The 22963-nt window shown below is 66.7% G+C and carries 19 protein-coding genes and 1 tRNA gene; 11 read left to right on the top strand and 9 right to left on the bottom strand.

Going from position 1 to position 22963, the window contains the following annotated elements:
* Positions 1–73: 73 nt before the first annotated feature.
* Both LzC2_RS03435 and LzC2_RS03430 read right to left on the bottom strand, forming a co-directional pair.
* A complete protein-coding gene (locus tag LzC2_RS03435) occupies positions 74–433 on the bottom strand; it encodes a hypothetical protein (protein ID WP_171183767.1) in 360 nt (119 codons plus the stop codon).
* Between the two features lie 4 nt (positions 434–437).
* Positions 438–923: a hypothetical protein gene (locus LzC2_RS03430; protein ID WP_171183765.1), complete on the bottom strand. Its 486-nt coding sequence runs from the start codon at positions 921–923 to the stop codon at positions 438–440.
* A gap of 187 nt (positions 924–1110) precedes the next feature.
* Between LzC2_RS03430 and LzC2_RS03425 the strand changes: the two genes are divergently transcribed.
* Positions 1111–1902, top strand: coding sequence for a sensor histidine kinase (locus tag LzC2_RS03425; RefSeq protein ID WP_171183763.1), 792 nt, complete (start codon positions 1111–1113; stop codon positions 1900–1902).
* A gap of 126 nt (positions 1903–2028) precedes the next feature.
* Here LzC2_RS03425 and LzC2_RS03420 read toward each other — a convergent pair whose 3' ends face one another.
* Positions 2029–2865, bottom strand: coding sequence for an enoyl-ACP reductase FabI (locus tag LzC2_RS03420; protein ID WP_171183760.1), 837 nt, complete (start codon positions 2863–2865; stop codon positions 2029–2031).
* A gap of 38 nt (positions 2866–2903) precedes the next feature.
* Here LzC2_RS03420 and LzC2_RS03415 point away from each other — a divergent pair, with 38 nt between their 5' ends.
* From LzC2_RS03415 to LzC2_RS03395, 5 genes are all read left to right on the top strand, one after another.
* A complete protein-coding gene (locus tag LzC2_RS03415) occupies positions 2904–3947 on the top strand; it encodes a type II secretion system F family protein (protein ID WP_171183757.1) in 1044 nt (347 codons plus the stop codon).
* Complete coding sequence (gene tgt, locus LzC2_RS03410) at positions 3947–5158, top strand: tRNA guanosine(34) transglycosylase Tgt (protein WP_171183756.1); 1212 nt, start codon at positions 3947–3949, stop codon at positions 5156–5158. Before LzC2_RS03415 ends, tgt begins: the two co-directional genes overlap by 1 nt.
* A gap of 217 nt (positions 5159–5375) precedes the next feature.
* Complete coding sequence (secD, locus tag LzC2_RS03405) at positions 5376–8729, top strand: protein translocase subunit SecD (RefSeq protein ID WP_194362313.1); 3354 nt, start codon at positions 5376–5378, stop codon at positions 8727–8729.
* 109 nt (positions 8730–8838) lie between these two features.
* Positions 8839–9207, top strand: coding sequence for a preQ(1) synthase (gene queF / locus LzC2_RS03400; RefSeq protein ID WP_171183754.1), 369 nt, complete (start codon positions 8839–8841; stop codon positions 9205–9207).
* 119 nt (positions 9208–9326) lie between these two features.
* Positions 9327–9401, top strand: a tRNA-Glu gene (locus LzC2_RS03395).
* A gap of 55 nt (positions 9402–9456) precedes the next feature.
* Here the strand turns inward: LzC2_RS03395 and LzC2_RS03390 are convergent.
* Positions 9457–11139: a SpoIIE family protein phosphatase gene (locus tag LzC2_RS03390; protein ID WP_171183751.1), complete on the bottom strand. Its 1683-nt coding sequence runs from the start codon at positions 11137–11139 to the stop codon at positions 9457–9459.
* Between the two features lie 87 nt (positions 11140–11226).
* On the bottom strand, positions 11227–12522 hold the full coding sequence (locus LzC2_RS03385; protein WP_171183749.1) for a glucuronate isomerase: 1296 nt from the start codon (positions 12520–12522) through the stop codon (positions 11227–11229).
* Positions 12523–12623: 101 nt separating this feature from the next.
* Between LzC2_RS03385 and LzC2_RS03380 the strand changes: the two genes are divergently transcribed.
* Together LzC2_RS03380 and ribA are read left to right on the top strand one after the other, a co-directional pair.
* The gene (locus tag LzC2_RS03380; protein ID WP_171183747.1) at positions 12624–13247 is read left to right on the top strand and encodes a Uma2 family endonuclease; all 624 of its coding nucleotides are present in this window, start codon (positions 12624–12626) and stop codon (positions 13245–13247) included.
* Positions 13248–13290: 43 nt separating this feature from the next.
* Positions 13291–14529 carry a GTP cyclohydrolase II gene (gene ribA, locus LzC2_RS03375; protein WP_171183746.1) on the top strand — a complete coding sequence of 413 codons (1239 nt, stop codon included), beginning with the start codon at positions 13291–13293 and terminating at the stop codon, positions 14527–14529.
* 81 nt (positions 14530–14610) lie between these two features.
* Here the strand turns inward: ribA and LzC2_RS03370 are convergent, their stop codons facing one another.
* The 3 genes from LzC2_RS03370 to LzC2_RS03360 form a co-directional block, all read right to left on the bottom strand.
* Positions 14611–14955, bottom strand: coding sequence for a hypothetical protein (locus LzC2_RS03370; RefSeq protein ID WP_171183744.1), 345 nt, complete (start codon positions 14953–14955; stop codon positions 14611–14613).
* Positions 14956–15238: 283 nt separating this feature from the next.
* Positions 15239–16981, bottom strand: coding sequence for a S41 family peptidase (locus LzC2_RS03365; RefSeq protein WP_171183742.1), 1743 nt, complete (start codon positions 16979–16981; stop codon positions 15239–15241).
* A gap of 67 nt (positions 16982–17048) precedes the next feature.
* The gene (locus tag LzC2_RS03360; RefSeq protein WP_171183740.1) at positions 17049–17327 is read right to left on the bottom strand and encodes a carbon storage regulator; all 279 of its coding nucleotides are present in this window, start codon (positions 17325–17327) and stop codon (positions 17049–17051) included.
* A gap of 365 nt (positions 17328–17692) precedes the next feature.
* On the opposite strand from LzC2_RS03360, the gene gatC reads away from it, so the two are divergent.
* Genes gatC through gatB form a run of 3 tightly spaced genes read left to right on the top strand, consistent with a single transcriptional unit; the run spans position 17693 to position 21053 of the window.
* On the top strand, positions 17693–18025 hold the full coding sequence (gatC, locus tag LzC2_RS03355) for an Asp-tRNA(Asn)/Glu-tRNA(Gln) amidotransferase subunit GatC (RefSeq protein ID WP_171183739.1): 333 nt from the start codon (positions 17693–17695) through the stop codon (positions 18023–18025).
* Between the two features lie 8 nt (positions 18026–18033).
* Positions 18034–19524, top strand: a complete 1491-nt coding sequence (gatA, locus tag LzC2_RS03350) for an Asp-tRNA(Asn)/Glu-tRNA(Gln) amidotransferase subunit GatA (RefSeq protein ID WP_171183809.1) — start codon at positions 18034–18036, stop codon at positions 19522–19524.
* 59 nt (positions 19525–19583) lie between these two features.
* Entirely contained in the window at positions 19584–21053 is a 1470-nt protein-coding gene (gene gatB / locus LzC2_RS03345) for an Asp-tRNA(Asn)/Glu-tRNA(Gln) amidotransferase subunit GatB (protein ID WP_171183807.1), read from the top strand.
* A gap of 97 nt (positions 21054–21150) precedes the next feature.
* Here gatB and LzC2_RS03340 read toward each other — a convergent pair whose 3' ends face one another.
* Complete coding sequence (locus tag LzC2_RS03340; protein ID WP_246254712.1) at positions 21151–22956, bottom strand: alanine/glycine:cation symporter family protein; 1806 nt, start codon at positions 22954–22956, stop codon at positions 21151–21153.
* Positions 22957–22963 lie beyond the last annotated feature (7 nt).

Below are 22963 nucleotides of genomic sequence, written 5' to 3'. Positions count from 1 at the left end.
ACCCGGCGGAGCGATGAGGGTTCGGAGGTCTTCTCATCACGCGGAGGCCCCGCGGGGCCTCCGCGTTACAGGCTCAGGCGTCTTCTTTCGCCGCATGCTGCCACGCCCACACGACGCCGGTGCAGGCGAGGTACAGCAGGAATTGCGTGGCGAACACCGGCCAGCCCAACGGTCCCAGCCGGAAGCCGACGTTCGGGGCGTACAGCGCCGTGACCAGCGGGAAGCCGAGGTTGTAGACCGGCTCGCCCGTCGGCACGCCCGCCGCATCGAACGCCGGCGAACCGAGCCGAGGGAAGAAGTCGAAAAAAAGCGCGATCCCCATCAGCAACGGCGTCGCCATCATCCACAGCGTCCAGGTGTGGGGATGAAACTTGAACAGCGCCTTGGCCGTCGGCGGACGGACGGGAGTCGGCGGCGGGGTTGCGGTCGTCATCGGCTCAGCCCTCGCGGGGGGGGATCAGGTCGGCCCGCTTCATCAAGTCGAGCTGCCGGGCCGCGATCGGTTTGCCGTTCGCCTCGCCCGCTTCGAGGTGGCCGGCGGTCAGCCAGCGGACCTCGCTGTTCCCGTCCAGCTTCGCCCGCCCCTTGCGGAACAGCTCGCAGACATAGAACTCCAAGATCGTGATGTCCCCCTCCGTCGGCCCCTCGCACTGCTCGGCGAATTGAATGTGTGCCCGCGGGGCGTGGCTCAGCAGGAAATCCTTGCCGGCGTCCAGGCCCGCGGCCCAGCCGACCTCGCGGACGAGGGCGTCGCGGTAGCTTTCGCCCTCCAGCTTCTCCGCCTCCGGCAGGAACAACGCCTTGCGGGCGGGGTTCCACACGGACAGCCATTCGCTGCGGCCGGCGGGGTCGGCGACCTCGGGGTCGCCGGGGGAAGCGGCGTTGCGGCGAACGAGGGCGATCGCGCCGACGTAATGCGGCATGGGGACGGGGCGGGTCGGGGAGAGGCGGGAGAAGATCATAGCCGGCGCCCGCACAGCTTCCCCCGGACCCGCGTCCCGCGTGAGTTGAGAGATAACGCGGAGGCTCCGCGGAGCCTCCGCGTTACGACGCCTTCATCGACCGAAGAGAAAGCGTAACGCCCTCGCCCCGCCGACGGACCGGCCCCCCATGACGACCCTCGCTCACGCCGCCGACCCAGCCAGCGACCTCCGGACCGCAGACGCAACGACCGCCCTGCGAGCGGAGAATGACGCCCTCAAAGCCCGCCTGCGCGACGCGGAGCGGCTCGCCGCGGTGGGGCAGCTCAGCGCCTCCGTCACGCACGAGTTCAACAACGTACTGATGACGACGTTGAACTACGCCAAGATCGGATTGAAGCGGTCCGACGATCCGCACGTCGTCAAAGCCTTCACCCGCATTCTCGAAGCGGGCGAGCGGGCCGCGAAAATCAGCGAATCAATGCTCTCCTTCGCCCGCGGCGGCGAGGACCGGCGGGACACGGTCAAGCTGAGCGCTCTGCTCGACGACGTGCTGATGCTGACCGGCAAGGATCTTCAAGCCCACCGCGTCCGCATGCAGACCGACGCAAACGGCGAACCGCGGGCCAGCGTTTGCGTGCCGCAGGTGCAGCAGGTGTTGGTGAACCTGATCCTGAACGGCCGGCAGGCGATGCCGGACGGCGGGCTGATGACCTTCACGCTGACCGACAACGAAGCCGACGGCATGGCGGAACTGAGCGTCCGCGACACCGGCGCCGGCATCCCCCGTGACGCGCTGCCCAAGATCTTCGAGCCGTTCTACAGCACGAAAACGCTCGGCAGCGGCTCCGGGGGGGGGACGGGCCTCGGCCTGCCGCTCTGTCGCGACGTGATCGAAGCGCACGGCGGCCGCATCCGGGTCGAAAGCGCGATCGGCCGCGGCACCTGCTTCACCCTGAAGTTCCCCCGCGTCGCCGCCTGAGCGCCGGGGCGAGGTTCGCACACTCTTGAGATTCAGGCGTCGCTTGCGGTTTCGCAGCGTCGATCAGTCTCCGGGGCGCTGCGAAACCGCAAGCGTCTGCGGGAGCGGAACCAGCTATTCGATCCTCTACCGCACGGCGTCCCGCACGAGGTCCGCGTCGAAGTAGTTCACGCCCATTCCGCCGTCGATCGTCAGGTGTTGGGCGTTGACGCCGCTGGACCGCGGACTGAGTAGAAACGCCACGGCGTTCGCCACCTCGGGCGTCGTCACCGCTTCGTGCCGCAGCGTGGCCCGCTCCGCGAAGAGGTAGCTGTCGAGATACCCCGGGATGCCGGCGGAGCTTTGCGTCTTCAGCAGTCCCGGCCCGACCGCGTTGAACCGCACCTTGCTGAACTGGGAGAAACTCTTGGCGAGGAAGCAGACGGAGGAATCCAGCGCCGCCTTCACCGGAGCCATGTAGCCGTAGTTCTCCGCGGCCATTCGGGTGGTGGAGATCGAGATCGTCACCACGCTGCCGGTCTCGGGATCGAGGCGATCGGACAGGGCGTTCGACAGGGCCGTCAGCGAGAAGCAGGAGATATCGACCGCCTGCAGGAATGCCGCGCGGGGCGTTTCGTGGAAGGGGAGCCAGCCGGCGGAGTAGTCCGCGTACGCCACGCTGTGCACCAGCCCGGCGAGCGGCGTCTCGCCCAGATCATCCGCGAGGTCCGCCGCCAGCGCGTCGATCGAGTTCTGATCCGCCACGTCGCAGACGAACACCGGCAGATCGCCGCAGAACTTGCGGACCTTCTCCCGGCGCTCGGCGGTGTGCACGGCGAGCTTCACCTCGGCCCCGGCCTCCGCCAGCAGTTTAGCGGTGTGCCAGCCGACGCTCTTTTTGTTCGCCACGCCGGTAACGAGGACCGGTTTGCCGGCCAGTTGCAGAAAATCGAAGGTCGGCGGCGGCGGGGAAGAATCGGTCATGGGCGGATTGTGCGTCCGGCGGCGTTACCATGCGAATGATGTTCTCCCGCCGATTGCCGCTCTCCACGCTCGCCCGGCTCTGCCGCTCGCTGGCGACGCTGCTGGACAGCGGCGTCACGCTGCTGAAGGCGCTCTCCGTCGCGGGATCCAAGTCGGGCGACTTCCGGCTCTCCAAGCGACTCGAGGAGGTTTCCACGGCCGTGAAGCGAGGCGAGGAACTGCACGTCGCCTTCCGCAACGCCGACGGTGCCTTCCCGCGACTGTTTATCGAACTGGTGCAGATCGCGGAGGGAACCGGGCATCTCCCCGAGGTGCTCCGCAGTCTCGCCGAGCACTACGACAACCTGCTGCGGTTGAAGAAGGCGTTTCTCGCGCAGATCGCCTGGCCGGTGTTTCAGCTGGTGGTCGCGGTGTTCGTGATCGGCTTCGTGATCTGGTTGCTTGGGCAGATCGGCGACGGGAAGACGGACACGCTCGGCCTCGGACTGATCGGCGCCAGCGGGGCGACGATCTGGTTCGGCACGGCGGCGGCGATCGCCGGGGGGGGCGTTCTGATCTATCAGGTCGGCAAGCAGTCGCTGCGCTGGCGGCGGTCCGTCGACGCCTTGCTGCTGGGCGTCCCCGTGGTGGGGAAGTGCCTGCAAAACTTCGCCCTGGCCCGGTTCAGTTGGGCGTTCGCCCTCACGCAGAACGCCGGGATGGATATGCGAAACTCGCTGATGGCGAGCCTCAACGCCACGGAGAACGGCGCTTACGCCGCGGCCGCTCCGCAGGTGTGGGCGGAGGTCAGCGCAGGCGCCGAACTGACGGAATCGCTGGCCGCGACGAAGCTGTTCCCCGCCGAATACCTGTCGATGGTCGACGTGGCGGAGGCGTCCGGCAGCGTGCCGGAGATGCTGGACCGCATCAGCCCGGACCTCGAAGCCGATGCCCGCCGCAGCCTCACGACCCTCTCCGCCGCGGTGGGGTGGCTGGTGTGGTCGATCGTGGCCGCGTTCATCGTCTGGCTGATTTTCAGTATGGTCTTCCGTTATCTGGGCATGCTGGATGCGGCCGCCCGCGGTGATTTGAACGCGTTTTGATGCCCGACCCTTTCGCGTTTGATCTCGCCGCCACCGACGGCGACGCCCGGGCCGGCGTCTGGAGCACGCCGCACGGCGACGTGCGAACCCCCGCCTTTATGCCGGTCGGCACCGCCGGGTCGGTGAAGGGGGTGATGCCGGAGCAGCTCGCCGCGATCGGCTCCTCGCAGATCCTGGCGAACACCTACCACCTCGCGCTGCGGCCGGGGGCGGACGTCATCACGGACCTGGGCGGTCTACATGCGGTGATGTCTTGGGAGGGGCCGATCCTCACGGACAGCGGCGGGTTTCAGGTCTTCAGCCTCGCCGATCTGGCGACGATGACGGAGGAGGGGGTGCGGTTCGTCTCCCACGTCGACGGGTCGAAGCTGTTCATGCGGCCGGAGGACAGCGTCGACATCCAGGCGAAGCTGGGCGCGGACGTGATGATGTGCCTCGACGAGTGCCCCCCGCTGCCCTGCGAGCCGGCGAAGATGGCCGACGCGGTCGATCGCACGACGCGGTGGGCGACCCGCTGCCGCGATCGCTGGAACGAGCTGGACCGGCTGACCGCGGGCGGCGATCCGCAGGCGTTGTTCGGCATTCTGCAGGGCGGCGTCGATCCGGCGATGCGGGCCCGGAGCGCGGAGGGCCTGCTGCCGCTGGACTTCCCCGGCTATGCGATCGGCGGTTTGAGCGTCGGCGAGGCCCCCGCGGAGATGTACCGCACCCTCGAAGCGACCACGCCGCTGCTGCCGCGCGAGAAGCCCCGCTATCTGATGGGTGTCGGCACGCCGGCCGATCTGGTGAACGCGGTGATGCGGGGCGTCGATCTGTTCGACTGCGTCATGCCGACTCGAAACGGTCGGAACGGCAGCGTGTTCACCTCCGGCGGGGTGCTGAAAATCAAGAACGCCGTCCACGCCCGGGACACCGCGCCGATCGACGCGGCCTGCGATTGCCCGGCCTGCCGGCGGGGCGGGGCCGGCGCGTTCAGCCGAGGAACGCTGCGGCATCTGTTCCTCGCCGGCGAGATGCTCGCCCCGATCCTGCTGTCGCTGCACAACCTTCGGTTCTATCACCGGCTGCTCGCCGATCTGCGGGCGGCGATCGAACGAGGCGAGGCGGAGGCGTTCGCGGCGGCGGAGTTGGCGAAGTGGGGGGCTGGGGCGAACGTTGCGGCCACCAACCCGCCGCCCGGCGACCCTGTCCGCACGCAGAACGGGGCGTGAAACCGTCCAGCCGGTCGGCAGGCCGCGTGCGGGTTGTTCGGTTCGGCCCGGAAAACTAGAGTGCGCGGCCCGCCCGCCGGCTGCGCGTCTGAGTTCGTGCCGTTCGACGCCGCGGCACGGCCCAACCCGATCAACTTCGCTGTCAATAACGGGATCGCCCGGCATTCGCCGATCGATCCCCCGCCCGCGGGCGGCTCAGGACGAGACCGAAAACGACATGACGCTTCCGCTGCCGCTCCCCGCGCGACTTTCCCGCTCGATCCACCCGCCCGCCGGGGTCCTGCTCGCTCTGCTGCTCTGCCTGATCGCGGCGGCGTCCGCCCCGACGGCGTCGGCTCAGGTGAACGACCTCGCCGATCCGGCCGGTCCCACCGCCGCGGAGCTCGCCGACGATCCCGTGGAGGATGATGCCGAGGGGGGCCTGAACGAAGAAGACGTCCTCGACGGCGATCCCGCGACGCTTCCGGGCGATCAAGCCGAGGAAACGATCGACGGAGACCTCAGCCCGGGCGGCGCCGCCAACGAGGAAGAGGAGGGGATCTCCGCGTGGATCACCGGGCTGGTGGTCGCCGCGGTGTTCATCATCCCCTTTCTCATCAGCTACTTCGTCGGCCGGGCGTGGCGGATGAAGGACGTGCCAATGCGGCTGGGACTCGTGCTGTTCCTCGCGGCTCTGGGCGTCACGCCGTTTCTCTTCAACGGCTTCGCCGCCCAGAAGAACGGCGACCCGTTCATGGACGGCGTCAAGCACAGCCTGAAGCTCGGCATCGACCTCGCCGGCGGAACGAACATGGTGTTCCAGGTCGACCGGGAGAAGCTCGGTCCCGAAGGCACCGGCAAAGAGATCACCGGCGAGGTGATGGACCGGATGGTCGGCGCGATCGGCAAGCGCATCAATCCGTCGGGGACCGAAGAGGTCACCGTTCGCCGCGTCGGGCAGGACCGCATCGAACTGATCGTGCCCGGCGCCGACCCGGAGAAGGTCGAACGCCTCCGCCGTGCCGCGACCACGCTGGGGAACCTCGAGTTCTTGATCCTCGCGAACGACTCCGAGCACCGTGACCTCGTCGATCGCGCTCGGGCCCTGTCCGGGACCGAACGGGTCGTCACCCGCGGCCCGAACCCCGCCGCGGCCTGGAAAGACATCGGCCGGAACAACGACGGCTCGCTGGCGCTGGAAGACGCGTTCGACCCCCGCAGCATCAACGCGTTTCGCTTCGTCGACGCCGACGGCCAGATCCTCGATCAACCGCCCGCGGAAATCGCCGAAGGGCCCTTCGAGGGCATCCGCCCGCAGGTGCTGACCGTGCTGTCACGGCCGGGCAAAGAGGTGGACGGCAGCTTCCTCGTGCGGGCCCGCAACTCCCGCAACCCGGACGACGGCACCCCGCAGGTCTCGTTCAGCTTCAACACGCAGGGCGCCTTCCGGTTCCAGTCCCTGACGGCGGCGAACCTGTCGACCGACGCGCTCCGCAAGCGCCTCGCGGTCGTGCTGGACGAGGAAGTCCGCAGCGCCCCGGGCATCAACGGCGTGATCTCCAGCAGCGGCGTCATCACCGGCGACTTCACTGAATCCGAAGTGGATGAAATCGTCGACGTCCTCAACGCCGGCGCCTTGGAAGTCCCGCTGGATCCGACGCCCGTCAGCGAATTCACCGTTTCCCCGCTGCTGGGCGAGGACACCGTCAAGAAGGCCGTTTACAGCATCCTCGGGGCGGGCGTCGTCGTCCTGATCTTCATGGCGGCGTACTACTTGGTCCTCGGACTGGTCGCCGACCTCTGTTTGGTGCTCAACCTCATCCTTGTGCTGGGGGTGATGAGCCTGATCGAAGCGACGTTCACCCTGCCGGGTCTCGCGGGCATCGTGTTGACGATCGGTATGGCGGTGGACGCCAACGTGCTGATCTTCGAACGTATCCGAGAGGAACAGGCCCGCGGCAGTTCGCTGCGGATGAGCATTCAGAACGGCTTCGCGAAAGCGTTCACGACGATCGTCGACGCCAACGTCACGACGTTGATCACGGCGCTGATCCTGTTCCTGATCGGCACCGACCAGGTCCGCGGCTTCGCCGTGACGCTGTTCATTGGGATCGTGACCTCGATGTTCACGGCCCTCTACTTCGGCCGGCTGCTCTGCGACATCATGGAGCGGAAGCGCTGGGTGAAGAAATTCAACATGTTCAGCGTGGTCGGCAGCACGGCGATCGACTTCGTCGGCAAGTCGAAACTGTCGCTGACCGCCTCGGCGATCGTGCTGCTGCTGGGCATCGGCCTGATCGCGACTCGTGGAGCGAACCTCCTCGATATCGATTTCCGCGGCGGGACGATGGTGACGTTCCAGTTGGACCAGTCGGAGAGCGCCGCGGAGGTGAAGGACGACCTGGAAGCGTTGGAAGCGTTCCGGGGGAACGTGTCCGTCGAACGGCTCGAACTCGATAGCGACGCCCCCGGAGAGGCCGGGAAGCGGTTCCGCGTTCGCACGACGCTGCGTGATCGCCAGTTGGAGGACAATCCGGAGGCGTACGGCGGCGCCACCAGCGTGGCCACTCTCGTCGCTCGGGCCTTCGAGGCGACCGGCACCGTCAACGTCCGTCGCGTGACGGTCGAAAACGCCACCGAGCCGGAAGCGCTCGACGAACCCGGCCGGAAACGGGTCGACGTGACGTTCTCCGAACCGATCGGCACGGCCACCGTACTGCGGGAGATGGGCGATGCGACGGCCGCGTTGATGGCGGCCGCCGGTCAGCCGATGGACGACCCGACGGCTCCTTACACCGTCCGCGGCCGGGGCGAAGCCTCCGGCGGCGTCGGCGAGGCCGGCAGCTACGAGACGATCCGCGTGATCGCGACCGGCGCCGTCTCTGACGAACAGTTCGCGGCCGCCCTGGCCGGCATGACCGATCACCTGGCGGAAAGCCCGGTGTTCGACGAGGTGAACAGCTTCGACAGCGCCGTCGCCGGCGAGATGCAGCGGTCCGCGATTCTGGCGGTCCTCGCCAGCCTCGTGGCGATCGTCGCCTACATTTGGCTTCGCTTTCAGCGGGTCGACTTCGGCCTCGCGGCCGTCGTGGCGTTGGTGCACGACGTGCTGTTCGTGCTGGGCGCCGTCGCGTTGGCCAACTGGCTGGTCGGCGGGCTGAACGCCGGCGCCGCGGTCGGATGGCTCGGATTGGAAGAGTTCAAGCTGAACCTGCCAATGATCGCCGCCCTGTTGACGGTCATCGGGTACAGCCTGAACGACACGATCGTCGTGTTCGACCGCATCCGCGAGGTCCGCGGAAAGAACCCGGGGCTGACGCCGGACATCGTCAACCGCAGCCTCAACCAGACGCTGTCGCGGACGCTGCTGACCTCCGTCACCACGCTGATCGTGGTCGGCATCCTCTACGCCTTCGGCGGCGAGGGCATCCACGGCTTCGCCTACTGCCTGGTGGTCGGCATCCTGATCGGGACCTACTCCTCGCTGTTCGTCGCCAGCCCCGTGCTGCTGTGGTTGATGAACCGCAAGAACACCCGGCCGGCAAGTGCCGCCCCCGTGGCGACCGAACCGGCCCGCGCGAAGGTGGCGTGAACGGGGAAGCTTCAAGACCAAGAAATCAAGAATCAAACGAGTTACGATCCCTTCGCCGTTCGCGGCCGTCTTTGGTTCTTGATTTCTTGAGTTTGGAGTTTCGTCACACGTGTCTGAGTTCCTCTACGACCGTCCGCGGCCGGACCTGTTGGAGACGTTCGAGAACCCGTATCCCGCGAGGGATTACGAGATCACGCACGTCGCCCCGGAGTTCACCAGCGTCTGCCCGAAGACCGGTCATCCGGACTTCGGCACGCTGACGCTGCGGTATCTGCCGACGGAGCAGTGCGTCGAGCTGAAGAGCTTGAAGCTGTACTACCAGAGCTTCCGCAACCACGGGGCGTTCTACGAAGCGGTCACGAATCAGATCGCGGACGAACTGATCCGCCTGCTGAAGCCAAAAGAGCTGGAGCTGGAAGCGAATTGGACGCCGCGCGGCGGTCTGCACAGCGTGATCCGCGTGACGCACACGGCCTGAACTCCTCCGGTCGTTCGTGCCGCCGTCTCGTGCCGAACCGATTGACGATCCGCGGTGTCCCTGTAGAGTACGGCTGTCCTGAGCGACCGAACGTATTGGTTCGGTTCAGCCCAACGCAGGCTCCGTTCGTCTAGCCCGGCCCAGGACACCGCCCTCTCACGGCGGAGACACGGGTTCAAATCCCGTACGGAGTATTGCACCGCGCCCCGTTCGCCATCCTCTTGAAGAGGGCGGCGAGCGGGGCGTTTGTTATGCGCGGCGGCCGAAGGTCATGATGGTGATGTCGTCGTTCTGCTCACGGCCGGCGGCGTGCGTGCGGACCTCTTTCAGCAACGCTCGACCGAGTTCGGCGGCGTCGGCGGGCCCATTCATCAGAAAGTCTTTCACCCTCGCTTTGGTGAACAGATCGCCGGCCGGGTTCATCGCTTCGTCGACTCCGTCCGTGATGATGAGGGCCGTCTCGCCCGGCTGCATCGTGCGGGAGACGGTCTCGTAGGGATAGCCGTCGACCACGCCGACGGGGACGCCGACCGTTTCGTCGTCGAACTCAAAGAAGCTGCCGTCGGCGCCGCGGAAGAGCGGGCTCATGTGGCCGCCGTTCACGACGTCGATCTGGCCGGTCTCCGGGTCGAGCAGCACGAGCACGAAGGTCACGAACCGCCCCTCGGCCATGTTGCGACACATGTGCGAATTGATCTGCGAGAAGGCCTCGCCGGCTTCGTGCACGTTCGCCAGCACGCTTTGCACGCAGGCGCTCATGCGTCCCATGAGCAGGGCGCCCGGTACGCCTTTGCCCGCGACGTCGCCGAAGGCCAGGGCGATCTTCCCGTCGGCGAGCGTGAACGCGTCGTAGTAGTCGCCGCCGACCGCCTGAGCGGCGTCGTAGCTGGCGAAGAAGCTGTAGCCGTCGTGACGGGGCAAATCCGTGGGCAGCAGCGTTTGCTGCACCCGTTTGGCGATCTGCATTTCGGAATCCTGCTTCCGCTTCTGCAGCGCCGCCACCACCAGGCGATGACTCTCGTAGCTCATCGCGGCCTGACCGGCGACGGCCTGCAGCAGGTCGAGGTCTTCCTCCTTGAACTGCGTGATCGGGTTCTGCGTGTCGAGGTGGATGACGCCGGTCACGTCCCCGTCGAGCGACAGCATCGGCACGCTCATCATCGAACGGATCGCGAGGCTGGAGATGCTCTCGCTAGCGTCGAATACGCTGTCGCTGCTGGCGTCCGCGGAGAGATAACCGGCTTTCTCTTCGACCACCTTGCGAAGAATCGCGCGGCTCATCTTGACCGTGGAATCCTCCCCCGCCTGCCGCTGCTTCTGGGCCGCGGGGAAGAAGCCGGCGCTCAGGTCGCCGCCTTTGCGGAGCAAAATCACGCCGCGGTCGGCGCCGGGAAAGATGTTGAACAGCGTCTGCAGGATCTGCGGGAGCAGACCGGCGACGTCGTCCGCGGCGGATGCGGCGGCGAGATCGCGGGCGATGCCGATGACCGCTTCGAGCTTCTGCTGCGGCCGGACGTCCAGCAGACCGTAGCCGCTGCCGGCCGAAGCGCTGCCGGTAACCGTCGCCCCTTCCGGGCCCTCGTCCGTGAGGGCGAAGGCGAAGGCCGACTCGAGATCCGGCGCCGGCGGTTTCTCCTTGGACTCGTCTTCGAAGCGAGCCAGAACCGGACCGAATTTCAGGCGGTCGCCGGTGTTCAGCACGATCGGCTCGGCGATTCGCTTTCCGTTGAGAAAGGTGCCGTTGCCGCTGCCGAGGTCTTCGAGCGTCCAGTCGTCCTCGCCGGATCGCTGGAACAACCGCGCGTGGCGGCGGGAGACCATGTTGCTGTCGATCTGCACGTCGACGTTCGGATGCCGACCGACGACCGCTTCGCCGCCGGTGAGCCGGCGGGAATCGGGGGTCTCTCCCTGCAGAAGGACGAGCTTGGGCATCGGCGGGGCGGGGGGCGAGGCAGACGGACCGCGGCAGGCTCGCGAAGATACCGCTCGGCGAACTCCGATTCACTCGCCGACTCTACTTCATCCTCGGAACAGCCGCTCCGAATTCCCCCGCAAGACCTTCAAACCGAGTTCGACGGCCCGCTCCTCGCCCCACCCGCGTCCCTCGCAATACTCGGCGAACAGCTCCTTGGCGAGGATGCGGCGGTACATCGCGAACTTCGGCAGCACGAACTCCAGCTTGTAAGCGTCGGAGTAGTACCCGATCTGCTTGTCCCCCGGCACGGCCTGCAGGCGGGCCCGCAGATCGTTGGCGATGTGCGCGGGAATGTTCGAGTACCACCAGTGCCCGCTCGTCACGACGTTCGGGAAGATCCAGGCGTAGCTGACGAGTTCCTGATTGAGCGTCGGAGCCAGCACGCTGACGGGGAACGTCACCTCCGGGAAGGCGTTGAACAGGTCGGCGTACTGCTTAAGCGAGCACCGGCTGTCGTACAGATCGCGGCCCTGATGCACGCCGTCCGGATAGACGTTCCGGTTCACGCCGATCATCAGATCGAACGGGAGACCGAACTCCCGGCAGTGCTCGGCGAGGGTGCGGAACACGAACGAATACAATTCCGGCCGCAGTTCACCGTCCTCCCCCGGGACGTGGCCGAGCTCTCCCGCTGCAATATGTCGAGCTATTGTGGAGTCATAGCCGGCCGACGGCTCGAACCACGGCGGCAGCGAGATCGCGCACGCCCGTGCCCCCTTCGCTGTAAAGTGCTCAAACAGCTTGCGGATCGCGGCCCGCAGGCTGTCCGCGTCGCCGACCTCCACCCCAGTCGCCTTCGCCAGCCGCTCGCGGACCTCCGGGGTATGCAGTTTGAATACGAGGTCGTCCGTCCGTAGGCAGGGGACGTAGAAGTCGGTGTCAAAGCCGTCCAGCGGGTCGTCGAAGTCGTTCGTCAGGAAGACCTTTTCGAGGTTCGTCTGCTTGATGACGCGGTCGGTGTAGCCCGGCGCCGCCATCTGCTTGGCGGACTCGTCGTAGAGCGCCTCCCAGTTGTCGCGGGTCAGGCACTCGTGCTCCCAGCCGAAGAACGTCTGGGCCAGCTCGGTGAACCAAGACACCTGCACGGTGTTGTCCAACCGCTCCAGCGTCGGCACGAGATTGGCGACGAGTTGCTTCGGATCCAGCGGCCCGGCGCTCGGTTCGATCTGTTCCTTGGCCAGCCCGGACGAGCGGGCGAGTTCGGTGTAGTAGTGGTAGCCGAGGATGTCCGCGAGGGTTTCGCTGGTCGGCGCGTGCGGATTGATGTGCGAGTGCGGATCCAGGATCGGCGCCGCTTCGAGGCCGGAAAGGATGCGGTCGGCGGCGGTTTCGGTCGGCATCGGACGGTCTTCGGGACGATCTGCGGGGCGAACGCCGGATGGTGACGAATCGCACCGAAACCCGCGACCCACCCGTGGGCGGTGGCGGATAGACTGACCTCATGATCGCCGCCACGCCCGTGCGGGTCCCGCAGTCCGGCCCGCTCATTCAAGACCCGCTCTTCGCCCGTCAGGCGTTGGACGAACGCCGTCGGAGCGGACTGGACCGGTACGACGAAGTTTGGGACGGAAGGTACATCTTCATGCCGCTGCCAGGATTGGAGCATCAGGACTGCGTTGATCGCATCTGCTATCAACTCAATCGCCACTTGGATGACTCCGGGAGTGAAGGGCGCGTGCAACCCGGAGCGAACGTCTCCGATCGCGCTGACGACTGGACGAAGAACTACCGTTGCCCCGATGTCCTGTTGTTTCTTCCCGGGAACCCAGCAGAGGCGAAGGGCAGCCATTGGCTCGGCGGACCGGATCTCGCGGTGGAGGTGCTCTCCGAAGGCGATCTCGCTTTGGAAAAATTGCCGTTCTACGCCTCGGTCGGCGTGCGGGAGCTTTGGATGCTGGACCGCGAGCCATGGCGGCTCTCCCGGTACCGGTTGACCGATGGGGCATTGACCGCGGACGGCGTCACGGAACCCGGCGGGGCGCCGATCCGCAGCGCCTTGCTGCCATTGGACTGGTCGCTGAGTGCAGACGATCCGCCCACGGTTCGCTTGTCGCCGACAGAATGACGACTCGTTCGGACGAACCGGCCTGCCGGTCTACCATGCCCGTATGAGCGAGTCCGCCACCCCTGAACGCCGCGATTCCATCGAGGACGCGCTGGCCGCGCTGAAAGCCGGCCGGGCGATCATCGTCGTCGATGCCCACGAGCGTGAGAACGAGGGCGATTTCGTCGCCGCGGCCTCCACGATCACCGCGGACACGGTCGATTTCATGGTCCGCCACGGCCGCGGCGTGCTGTGCGCGCCGGTCACGAAGGAGACCGCGGAGCGGCTCGATCTGCGGCCGATCGTGGAAGAGTCCGCGAACACGGCGCCGCATCGCACGCCGTTCATGGTGCAGATTGATCACGTCTCCGCTGGCACGGGCGTGTCGCCGGAGGCCCGCGCCGGCACGCTGCGGGAGATGGCGAACCCGCGGAGCGTCGCTTCGGACTTCGTGAAGCCCGGCCATATCTTCCCGCTGCTCGCCAAGCCGGGCGGCGTGCTGCGGCGGGCGGGGCATACCGAGGCCGTCACCGACCTGATGGCCCTCGCGGGGCTACCGCAGGTGGGCTGCCTGATCGAGATCGTCTCCAGCGACGGTCGCGGGATGGCACGGGGGGAGGAGTTGCAACGGCTCGCCGCGGAGCACGGCACGCCGGTCGTCAGCATCGAAGACCTCATCAAGTACCGCACCTCACGAGAGCGACTCGTGACGCGAGAGGCGGAAGTGCCCATCCCCACTCGCCAGTACGGCACGCCGACGGTGATCGCCTACCGGGTCGAACATCAGGCCCAGGAACCGGTGGCCCTGGTGTGGGGGGACCTGAGCGAGGAAGCCGGCGAACCGCCGTTGGTGCGGATGCACTCCTCCTGCTTCACGGGGGATCTCATCGATTCACTCCGCTGCGACTGCGGGGACCAGCTGCACCTCGCAATGACCCGCTGCCACGAAGCGGGGCGGGGGGCGGTGGTCTATCTCCCGCAGGAGGGCCGCGGCATCGGCCTCACGGCGAAGCTCAAAGCGTATGAACTGCAGGACGCGGGGGCGGACACCGTGGAGGCAAACCACAAGCTCGGCTTCAAAGCCGACCAGCGAGACTACATGGTCGGCCTGCAGATCCTGAAAGATCTCGGCCTCACCCAGATTCGTCTGCTGACCAATAACCCGAAGAAGCGGGAATCGTTCGTCAGTTCCGCAATGGGGTTGGAGGTCGTCGAACAGGTCCCCATCATCGCCCCGCCGGAGCCGACCCGCGAGAAGTACCTCGCCACGAAGCGGGAGAAGATGGGGCACGAGCTACCGTAGGCAAAGCTCCAAGACGCAAGGAACCAAGAACCAAAGTGCCGGCGAGCGGCGGGCGTCAGCCCGCTGTGTGTCAGCGGAAGATCAATGCCCCGGAAACATGGTATTGATCAGTACGCCTGGCAGCACCAGTGCGAGGAAGCCGACGCCGCCGCCGGAGACGAACCCGAAAAGCAATCCGATCCGCTCCGCCTGCCTCGGGTGGACATCGGCACGTTCCGCCCATCGTTCTACCAGTGCCTGTGCGGGGATCCCGACGAGCGCGGCAATGAGGACTGACGCCAATACGCTCACGGCGGCGGCGCCCGCAACCGCACCGTAGCCGAATCTCTCGAATGCAAGGGCCGGCAGCAGCATAGGCGGCAGTGCGCCGAGGCAGGACGCCACGAAAATGCAGCGGGCAAGGCGTTCTGGGGGCAGCTCGTTCATGACTTGGCCTGAGCCTGTTGCGACCGCGAACGACCGTAGAGTTCCCTACATTCACTCGGGGACTGTTTCCCCCCGCTCGGCTCGATCAGACCTGATTCCTGATTTCTTGTTATTTGGAAATCCTGGCGAAGCCAGTTGTTCTGCACGCTGTCGGGGGCCAGCTTCTTGATGGCCGCGGACGCCGGGCAGATGACTCACTCTCGACTCTCAGCTCGCCGTTTCGCTTCACCGGGGGAAGACGTTCCGCACTCCATCTTGGAGTGGGCGGATGTCTCAGGGTTCGTTACCGAGCGGCGCCGGGGGTCGCGGCCATCGTGGCGGCTTCACGGCTGCTGGCGGCTTTCAAGGCGGCGAGCACGTCGGCGTCGCGGTCCAGCGGCAGGATTTCGCGGTCTTCGGTGACGGTCACGTCCGGGGCAACGCCTTCTTCAGCCATCTGGCGACCGCTGGGGCTGTAGAACAGGGCGGTCGTCAGTTTCAGGTCGCCGGAGACGGTGCGGACGGGGAAGTGAGTCTGCACGGTGCCTTTGCCGTAGGAGTTCCGACCGACGATCACGCCACGGCGGTTGTCCTGGATGGCGGCGGCGAAGATTTCGCTGGCGCTGGCCGAGCCGTCGTCGACGATCACCGCCATCGGGACTTTCCAGGTGCGGCTCTTCTTGGCGGCAGACGACATGTTGTCCTCAGCGAGACGGCCCCGGGTGCTGACGATCGTGCCGTTCGGCAGGAAGGTGTCGCTGACGGAGATCGCCTGATCCAGCAGGCCGCCGGGGTTGCCGCGAAGGTCCATCACCAAGCTCTTCATTCCGCTCTGGTAGAGCTGCCACAGGGCGGCGTCGAGTTCGGTCTGGGTCGTGGCGGCGAAGCGGTCCAGCTTCAGGTAGCCGACTTTGGAGCCGTCCGGGGCAGTCATCAGTTCGACCACGCTAACGGTCTTCAGTTCGACCCGGGCACGCCGCAGGTTGAAGGTGCCGAAGCGGTTGTCCCGCATCACCCGCAGTTGGACGGTGGTGCCCTCACGGCCGACGATTAGGTCGGCGGCGCCGTTCAGTCCACGGCCGGCGAGATCCTGGCCGTCGACCTTGGTGATCACGTCGCCCCGCTTCAGCCCCGCCGCGGCGGCCGGGCCGCCGGCCAGCGGCTTCACGATCACCACGCCCCGGTCATGCTCCTTCAGTTCCACGCCCAACCCAACGACGCTGGTGTCCAGGGGCCCAGCGGTCACGGCGGGGATCACGGTGAGGTCCGCTCCGTAGCCGACGCGGCTGTCGCTGGGCAGGAATCCGCTGTACTTGTCGAGCGATTCGACGGCGCCGAACAGGAACTCCGCGGCGACCGCATCGGCGCTCAGGCCAAGGTCGTTCTGGGCCAGGCTCGCCGTCTGACGCATCACTTCGAGGGCGTCGGTCTGGTTCCGCACGTTGCGGGCGTTCATCCCCGACAGCCGGCTGCGGAAGCTCTGCACCTGCTGAGCATTGGCGGTGACCCTGTGGGCACGGCGGAACGAGTCGTTGCCGACGGCTTCATTCAGGTTCTCCAGCGCCTGGGCGACGCGGTCGGCGTAGCTGTTCGGAGCGCGGTGGCGGGCGTCGATCAGCTGGCTGCTCTCGCGATACAGGTTGACCAGACGGGTCCAGCCGCTGCCCGTGGCGAACCGCACGACCTTCGGATCGTCGTAGCGGTAGGCCAGGCGATCCGCGACGCTCGGCTGCGGTTTCGGCGTCGCCTTCGGGGCGGCGCGGGTCGGCTCCGGGACGTACTGGTCGCGGTAGTCGTAGGTCGGGGTCTGCGGCTCATAGCCGCCGCGGTTGTAGCCGCCGTTCGAATCGTAGGCGGTCGCGGTCGGATCAGGACCGAAGTCGTAGGCGGTCCGATCCTGGCCGAGGGCCACCGCCGGGACGAGCAGGGCGAATCCGAGGGCCGCCAGCTCGATCAACGAGCCGACCGTGAAGCCGATTTTCGCCTTGGGGCGAGCGACCGGGGCGGTGCGGCCGTTGTACTGGTAAAAAGAGCGGGGGACGTTCATCGCGTCAGAATCCTTGCTGATGCGGGCCAGGCGGCCCGGGGAGATGAGGGGGAGAAACTCGGGGGCGTCAGGCCATCGCGGGCAGGGCGACGTACCCGCCGCAGGCGACGCTGATCGGGAGGGCGAACTCTTCGTCCGTTTCGAAGGTGAACGGGTGGTCGTCGTCTTCGTCGGCGTCCGCGGCGACCGGCTCCGCGGCGTCCACCAGTTCGCCACGGAGGATGCGGACGTCGCCGGGGGCTTCGATCCCCAGCTTCACCGTGCCCTTGCCGGTGCGAATCACTTTGATGACAACGTCGTTGCCAATGCGGATCGACTCGTCGGACTTACGGGTGAGAACGAGCATCGTGCTGTCTTTCGTGAGGCGGCGAGGTCAGCCGCAGTGGAAGGCGACGGCTCGCGGCGTTGCGGGCTGTCGGTAACGGAAAAGCTATTACGCATGGGGTGTGCCAATCCCGGCACGAAGCGGCACGAGAGGGGTTGATTCGACGTAACTCCCTGTCCCGTATAGCCAAGACCCGGCACGGTAGATCCCTTAGCACCCGAAGAGTTCCCCCGGCTTCTCCCGAGCGACCTCGGAGAATCTGCAAAGCGCCTCTTGCAACACAGGGGCGTTGCAGTTCTGACACTCCCTGAGTGCCGAGACACGCGCAGACTGACGACACCCCCGTCCCGCTTGCACCCGTCGCAGGCTCGGCGGACACTCCGCGCATGGCCGAACCCGCCGCAAATCCGCAGATCACCCGGGAGGACGTCGCTCGCGTCGCCCGTCTATCACGCCTGGCCGTGAAGCCGGGCGAGTTGAAGGCGTTCACGAACCAACTGCGGGCGATCCTGGGCTACGTGAATTTACTCGATGAAGTCGACACGGCTGACGTCGAGCCGATGGCCCACGCCATCGAAGTGCGAGACGTGCTTCGCGAAGACGTGCCCACGCCGATGCTGCCGCGGGAGGCCGCGCTCGCCAACGCCCCGGCGACGGACGGGGAGTTTTTCCTCGTGCCCCAGATCCTCGGCGGTTCAGACACCCCGAGCGGGAAGTGACGACGCCCTTGCCGCCTGACCCTGCCAGCTCCTACCCGACCGCTGCGGAGCTCTCATCGGAGATTCGTTCCGGGAGGCTCACCGCCGTCGCCGCGGCCCAAGCCTCCGCCGAGCGGATCGCCGCCCTCGACGGAACCGTGCGAGCGTTCCTGCATACGGACGCCGAACGCTCCGCCGCGTGGGCTGCGGATGCGGACCGGAGAATCGCCGAGGGTAGTCAGTCCGATCTCGCCGGCATCCCCGTGGCGATCAAGGACAACCTCTGCATCGAGGGAGAACCCTGCACTTGCGCGAGCAGGATGCTGGAAAATTTCCGCCCGCCGTACACGGCGACGGCAGTGCGACGCCTGCTGGATGCCGGGGCCGTTCCGATCGGGCGGACGAACCTCGACGAGTTCGCAATGGGGTCCAGCACGGAGAACTCCGTCGCCGGCCCCACCCGCAACCCGTGGGATCCGGTGCGGGCGCCCGGCGGTTCGAGCGGCGGAAGCGCCGCGGCGGTGGCGGCGGGCATGGCTCCAATCGCCTTGGGCAGCGATACCGGCGGCAGTATCCGTCAACCGGCGGCCTTCTGCGGCGTGGTCGGGTTGAAGCCGACGTACGGGCGGGTGTCGCGGTACGGTCTCGTCGCGTTCGCGAGTTCGCTCGATCAGATCGGCCCGTTCGCCCGGACGGTGCGGGGCGCCGCCACCGTGCTGCAAACCATCGCCGGTCACGACCCGCTGGACAGCACCAGCCTGTCGGATCCGGTACCCGACTATCTCACGGATCTGGATGAGCCGCTGGCGGGCCTGCGGGTCGGCGTGGTGGCCGACCACTTCGACGTCGGTCTCGACAAGGAGGTCGCCGACGCGGTGCAGGGGGCGATCGAGACCTACCGCTCCCTGGGCGCGGAGGTGGTGAACGTCACGCTGCCGCACAGCAAGTACAGCGTCGCCACCTATTACCTCATCGCCCCGTCGGAGGCGTCCAGCAATCTCGCCCGCTACGACGGCGTGCACTACGGCCATCGGGCGAAGAAATTCGGGTCGCTGGAAGAACTCTACGAACGCAGTCGCGGCGAAGGGTTCGGCAACGAGGTGAAGCGGCGGATCATGCTCGGCACCTACGCTCTTTCCAGCGGTTACTACGACGCCTTCTACCTGAAGGCGATGAAGGTTCGCCGCCTGATTCAGCAGGACTATGACGCCGCGTTCGAGCAGTGCGACGTGATCGCTTCGCCCGTCACGCCCACCACGGCGTTCGCGATCGGCGAACTCGCCGACGATCCGCTGGCGATGTACCTGTCGGACGTCTACACGATCAGCGCGAACCTCGCCGGCATCCCGGCGCTGTCGCTGCCGTGCGGGTTCTCCAAGGGCCTGCCGATCGGCCTGCAACTGCTGGGGCCGGCGTTGTCCGAGCCGAAGCTGCTGCGGGCGGCCCGGATGTACGAATTTACGACCGATTGGCACACGCGGGTGCCGCCGCTTCAGGACCAGACCGGGGTGACCCCGTGAGCGACGCCCCCCACAGCGCTGATCAACCGAGCCGCGGCTCCCTCCCCGACGACCGCGACATCGAAGCGGTGATCGGGCTTGAGGTGCACGCGCAGCTCGCCACGCGGACGAAGCTGTTCAGCGGGTGCGCCGCCGACTTCGCCCCGGACGAACCGAATACCCGCACCGACCCGCTGGTGCTCGGCCTGCCCGGTTCGCTGCCGGTTCTGAACGCCGCGGCGTTCCGCATGGCGGTGAAGGTGGGACTCGCGCTAAATTGCGAGATCGCCCGTTTCTGCAAGTGGGACCGCAAACAGTACTACTACCCGGACCTGCCGAAAGGCTATCAGATCAGCCAGTACGACCTGCCGGTCTGCGGCGAGGGCTGGCTGGATATCGACGCCGAGGAAGGCGTGAAGCGGATCGGCATCACCCGCGCCCACCTCGAAGAGGACGCCGGCAAGAACATGCACGCCGGCGGCGTCTCCAAGGTGGATCTCAACCGGGCCGGCACGCCGCTGGTGGAGATCGTCTCCGAACCGGACATGAGCAGCGCCGCGGAGGCCAAGGCGTATCTCGAACGGCTCAAACTGCTGCTGACCTACCTGGGCGTCTCCGACTGCAACATGCAGGAGGGCAGCCTGCGGTGCGACGTGAACGTCAACTTCAAGATCTCCACCGCGGACGGCGCGAAGGCCACGCCGATTGCGGAGGTGAAGAATCTCAACTCCTTCCGCGGCGTCGAAGCGGCGATCGAGTTCGAACGGACGCGGCAGCTCGAAGAGTTCGCTCGCACCGGCGAGACGTTGAACGCCGGCAACAAGACGACCCGCGGCTGGGATCCCGACCGCCAGGTCACGGTTCCTCAACGGACGAAGGAAGAAGCGGCCGACTACCGCTACTTCCCGGACCCGGATCTCGTGCCCGTCACGCTCACCGAGGAAGCGATCGAAGCGCTCCGCGGCGAATTGGGCGAGTTCCCGGCCGACCGCCGCGTGCGGATCGGCGAAGTCTGGGAGCTGAGCGACTACGACGCCGGCGTGATCATCGAACGCGGCAAACCGTTCGCGGATTACTACGAAGAGGTCGCCCAGACCGCCGACGACGGCAAGCGAGCGGCGAACTGGTGCACGCAGGACGTGCTGCGCGACCTCTCCGAGCTGAACCACGAGATCGACACGTTCCCGATCCCCGCGGGCACGCTGGGGCACCTGTTGAAGAGGGTTTCCGCCGGCGAGCTGAACACCAAAGCGGCCCGCGACGTGTATGCGGACCTGCTGTCGCGCCCCCGTGGCCAGAACACGCCGGAGACGGTCGACGCGATCATCGACGAACGCGGCCTGATCGCCGTAACCGGCGGTGCCGAGTTGGAAGCCGCGATCGACGACGCCCTCGCGAACCCCAAGAACGCAGTCGCGATCGAAACCGTCCGCGACGGCAAGCAACAGGCCGTCGGCCCGCTGATGGGTCAGGTGCTGAAAGCCGTCAGCGGCGCGGACCCCAAGACGGTCCGTGCGATGCTCTTGGAACGCATCGGCGGGGCGGGGTAACCGCCGCCCGGCTGCAAGCGAACGGCAAACAATAAGGGGCGAGTCCATCGCGGACCCGCCCCTTATTTCATCCCGAGTTCGAGCCTCGCAACGGAAATCAGGCCGCCGGCGGGTTGTTGGCGGCCCGGCTGGCGTCGTTTTGGATGTCCATCTCTCCGTTCTTGTAGCTGGTCCAGTAGGCGGTCAGATCCCGCCGAACGCCCGGAGAGAGGAGCACGACGCCGATCAGGTTCGGAACCGCCATCCCCAAGATCGCGAGGTCGCCCAGTTCGAGCACATTTCGAGCGGAGATGATCGACCCTAGGAACACGAACACCAGGAACAGCAGGCGGTAGACGATCGACGTCTTGTCGCCGAACAGGAAGCACCAGCACCGCTCGCCGTAGTAGCTCCAGCTGATGATCGTACTGAACGCGAACAGCACCACCGCGACGCTCAGGACGTAAGGGAACCAAGAGATCTGCTCGCCCATCGCGGCGCTCGTGAGGGCCGCCCCGTCCGCGGCGGCGAGATGAGCGTGTTCAGGATTGTTGTACGCTCCGGTGATCACGATTACCAAGGCCGTCATCGTGCAGACGACGACCGTATCGATGAACGGTTCGAGCAGGGCGACGACGCCCTCCCGCACCGGGTATTCGCTCTTCGCGGCGCTGTGCGCGATCGCGGCGGACCCGACGCCGGCCTCGTTACTAAACGCTGCCCGTCGGAAGCCGAGGATCAGCACGCCGAGGAACCCGCCGTACGCGGCATCCGGGTTCAACGCCTGGGAGAAGATTTCGCCGAACGCGGCGGGCACTTCCGAAGCGTTCCTCGCGAGGATGAACAGGCAAGCGGCGACGTAGACCCCGCACATGGTCGGGACGATCTTCGCGGCCGTCGCCGCGATCCGCGTAATGCCGCCGAGGATCACCAGCCCGACGGCCACCGTCATGAACAGTCCGTAGATCCAAGGATGGCCGGTCTCCGGGTTGAGGAGATCGATCTGCCCACCGATCACGCCCAGCGATTGGTTCACCTGGAAAGCGTTGCCGCCCATCGTGCTCGCCCAGACGCACAGCAGGGCGAACAAGCCGCTCAGGAAAATGCCGAAGGGGCCGAGGTTCATCTCCTTCAGCCCGTCCTTCAGGTAATACATCGGGCCGCCCATGATCTTCCCGTCGGAGCGAACTTTGCGGTATTTTTGCCCGAGGGTGCACTCCATGAACTTGGCGCTCATTCCCAGGAAGCCGGCGCAGATCATCCACAGCACCGCACCCGGCCCGCCCATTCCCACGGCGACCGCGACGCCGGCGATATTTCCCAGACCGACCGTCGCGGACAGCGCCGCGGTGAGCGCTTGAAAGTGACTGACCTCGCCCGGGTCGTTCGGATCGTCGTACTTGCCCGCGGTGACGAGAATCGCGTGCTTGAACGCGCGGAAGTTGATAAAGCCCATGTACACGGTGAAGAACATGGACGCCGTCACCAGCATCACCACGACGACCGCGAGTCCGAGCGGGGCGCCGACCTGCCGGCCGTTCTCATCGAGGACCGGATCGCCGTTCTCGTTGAACTGCGGGTCGAAGAACGGGGAACTGAGGTCGTAGAACAGCACCGTGGCGACCTTGCCGGCGATGTAACCGGCGCCGTCGTCGATCGACTGCATCCAGCCGCTCGGTTCCTGCTCGGCCGCGGCGGGGAGGGCGCCTTCCGCAAGATCCATTTCCGCACGCACGTCTTCATCGATGACGTCGTCATCGTCCTCGCCGACTTCTTCTCCCCCCTGCACGGCGACGGGTTCCGTCGCGGCCTCAGCGGCATCGTCCGGGCGATCCTGGGAAGCCCCGACGGCGGAAAGGGGAACGCCGATCGACGCGACGATGAACAGTACTGCGATTGCGATGACTGATTTCTTGAACGGCATCGGCCGG

The organism is Alienimonas chondri (assembly GCF_013036045.1).
Lineage (GTDB): Bacteria > Planctomycetota > Planctomycetia > Planctomycetales > Planctomycetaceae > Alienimonas > Alienimonas chondri.
This window is presented reverse-complemented; position numbering and strand designations above follow the sequence as displayed.

Excerpts from the sequence above, each read along its gene's own strand:
- LzC2_RS03435 (WP_171183767.1), bottom strand. The coding sequence starts at position 433 with ATGACGACCGCAACCCCGCCGCCGACTCCCGTCCGTCCGCCGACGGCC.
- LzC2_RS03430 (WP_171183765.1), bottom strand. The coding sequence starts at position 923 with ATGCCGCATTACGTCGGCGCGATCGCCCTCGTTCGCCGCAACGCCGCT.
- LzC2_RS03425 (WP_171183763.1), top strand. The coding sequence starts at position 1,111 with ATGACGACCCTCGCTCACGCCGCCGACCCAGCCAGCGACCTCCGGACC.
- LzC2_RS03420 (WP_171183760.1), bottom strand. The coding sequence starts at position 2,865 with ATGACCGATTCTTCCCCGCCGCCGCCGACCTTCGATTTTCTGCAACTG.
- LzC2_RS03415 (WP_171183757.1), top strand. The coding sequence starts at position 2,904 with ATGTTCTCCCGCCGATTGCCGCTCTCCACGCTCGCCCGGCTCTGCCGC.
- tgt (WP_171183756.1), top strand. The coding sequence starts at position 3,947 with ATGCCCGACCCTTTCGCGTTTGATCTCGCCGCCACCGACGGCGACGCC.
- secD (WP_194362313.1), top strand. The coding sequence starts at position 5,376 with ATGACGCTTCCGCTGCCGCTCCCCGCGCGACTTTCCCGCTCGATCCAC.
- LzC2_RS03390 (WP_171183751.1), bottom strand. The coding sequence starts at position 11,139 with ATGCCCAAGCTCGTCCTTCTGCAGGGAGAGACCCCCGATTCCCGCCGG.
- LzC2_RS03385 (WP_171183749.1), bottom strand. The coding sequence starts at position 12,522 with ATGCCGACCGAAACCGCCGCCGACCGCATCCTTTCCGGCCTCGAAGCG.
- LzC2_RS03380 (WP_171183747.1), top strand. The coding sequence starts at position 12,624 with ATGATCGCCGCCACGCCCGTGCGGGTCCCGCAGTCCGGCCCGCTCATT.
- ribA (WP_171183746.1), top strand. The coding sequence starts at position 13,291 with ATGAGCGAGTCCGCCACCCCTGAACGCCGCGATTCCATCGAGGACGCG.
- LzC2_RS03370 (WP_171183744.1), bottom strand. The coding sequence starts at position 14,955 with ATGAACGAGCTGCCCCCAGAACGCCTTGCCCGCTGCATTTTCGTGGCG.
- LzC2_RS03365 (WP_171183742.1), bottom strand. The coding sequence starts at position 16,981 with ATGAACGTCCCCCGCTCTTTTTACCAGTACAACGGCCGCACCGCCCCG.
- LzC2_RS03360 (WP_171183740.1), bottom strand. The coding sequence starts at position 17,327 with ATGCTCGTTCTCACCCGTAAGTCCGACGAGTCGATCCGCATTGGCAAC.
- gatC (WP_171183739.1), top strand. The coding sequence starts at position 17,693 with ATGGCCGAACCCGCCGCAAATCCGCAGATCACCCGGGAGGACGTCGCT.
- LzC2_RS03340 (WP_246254712.1), bottom strand. The coding sequence starts at position 22,956 with ATGCCGTTCAAGAAATCAGTCATCGCAATCGCAGTACTGTTCATCGTC.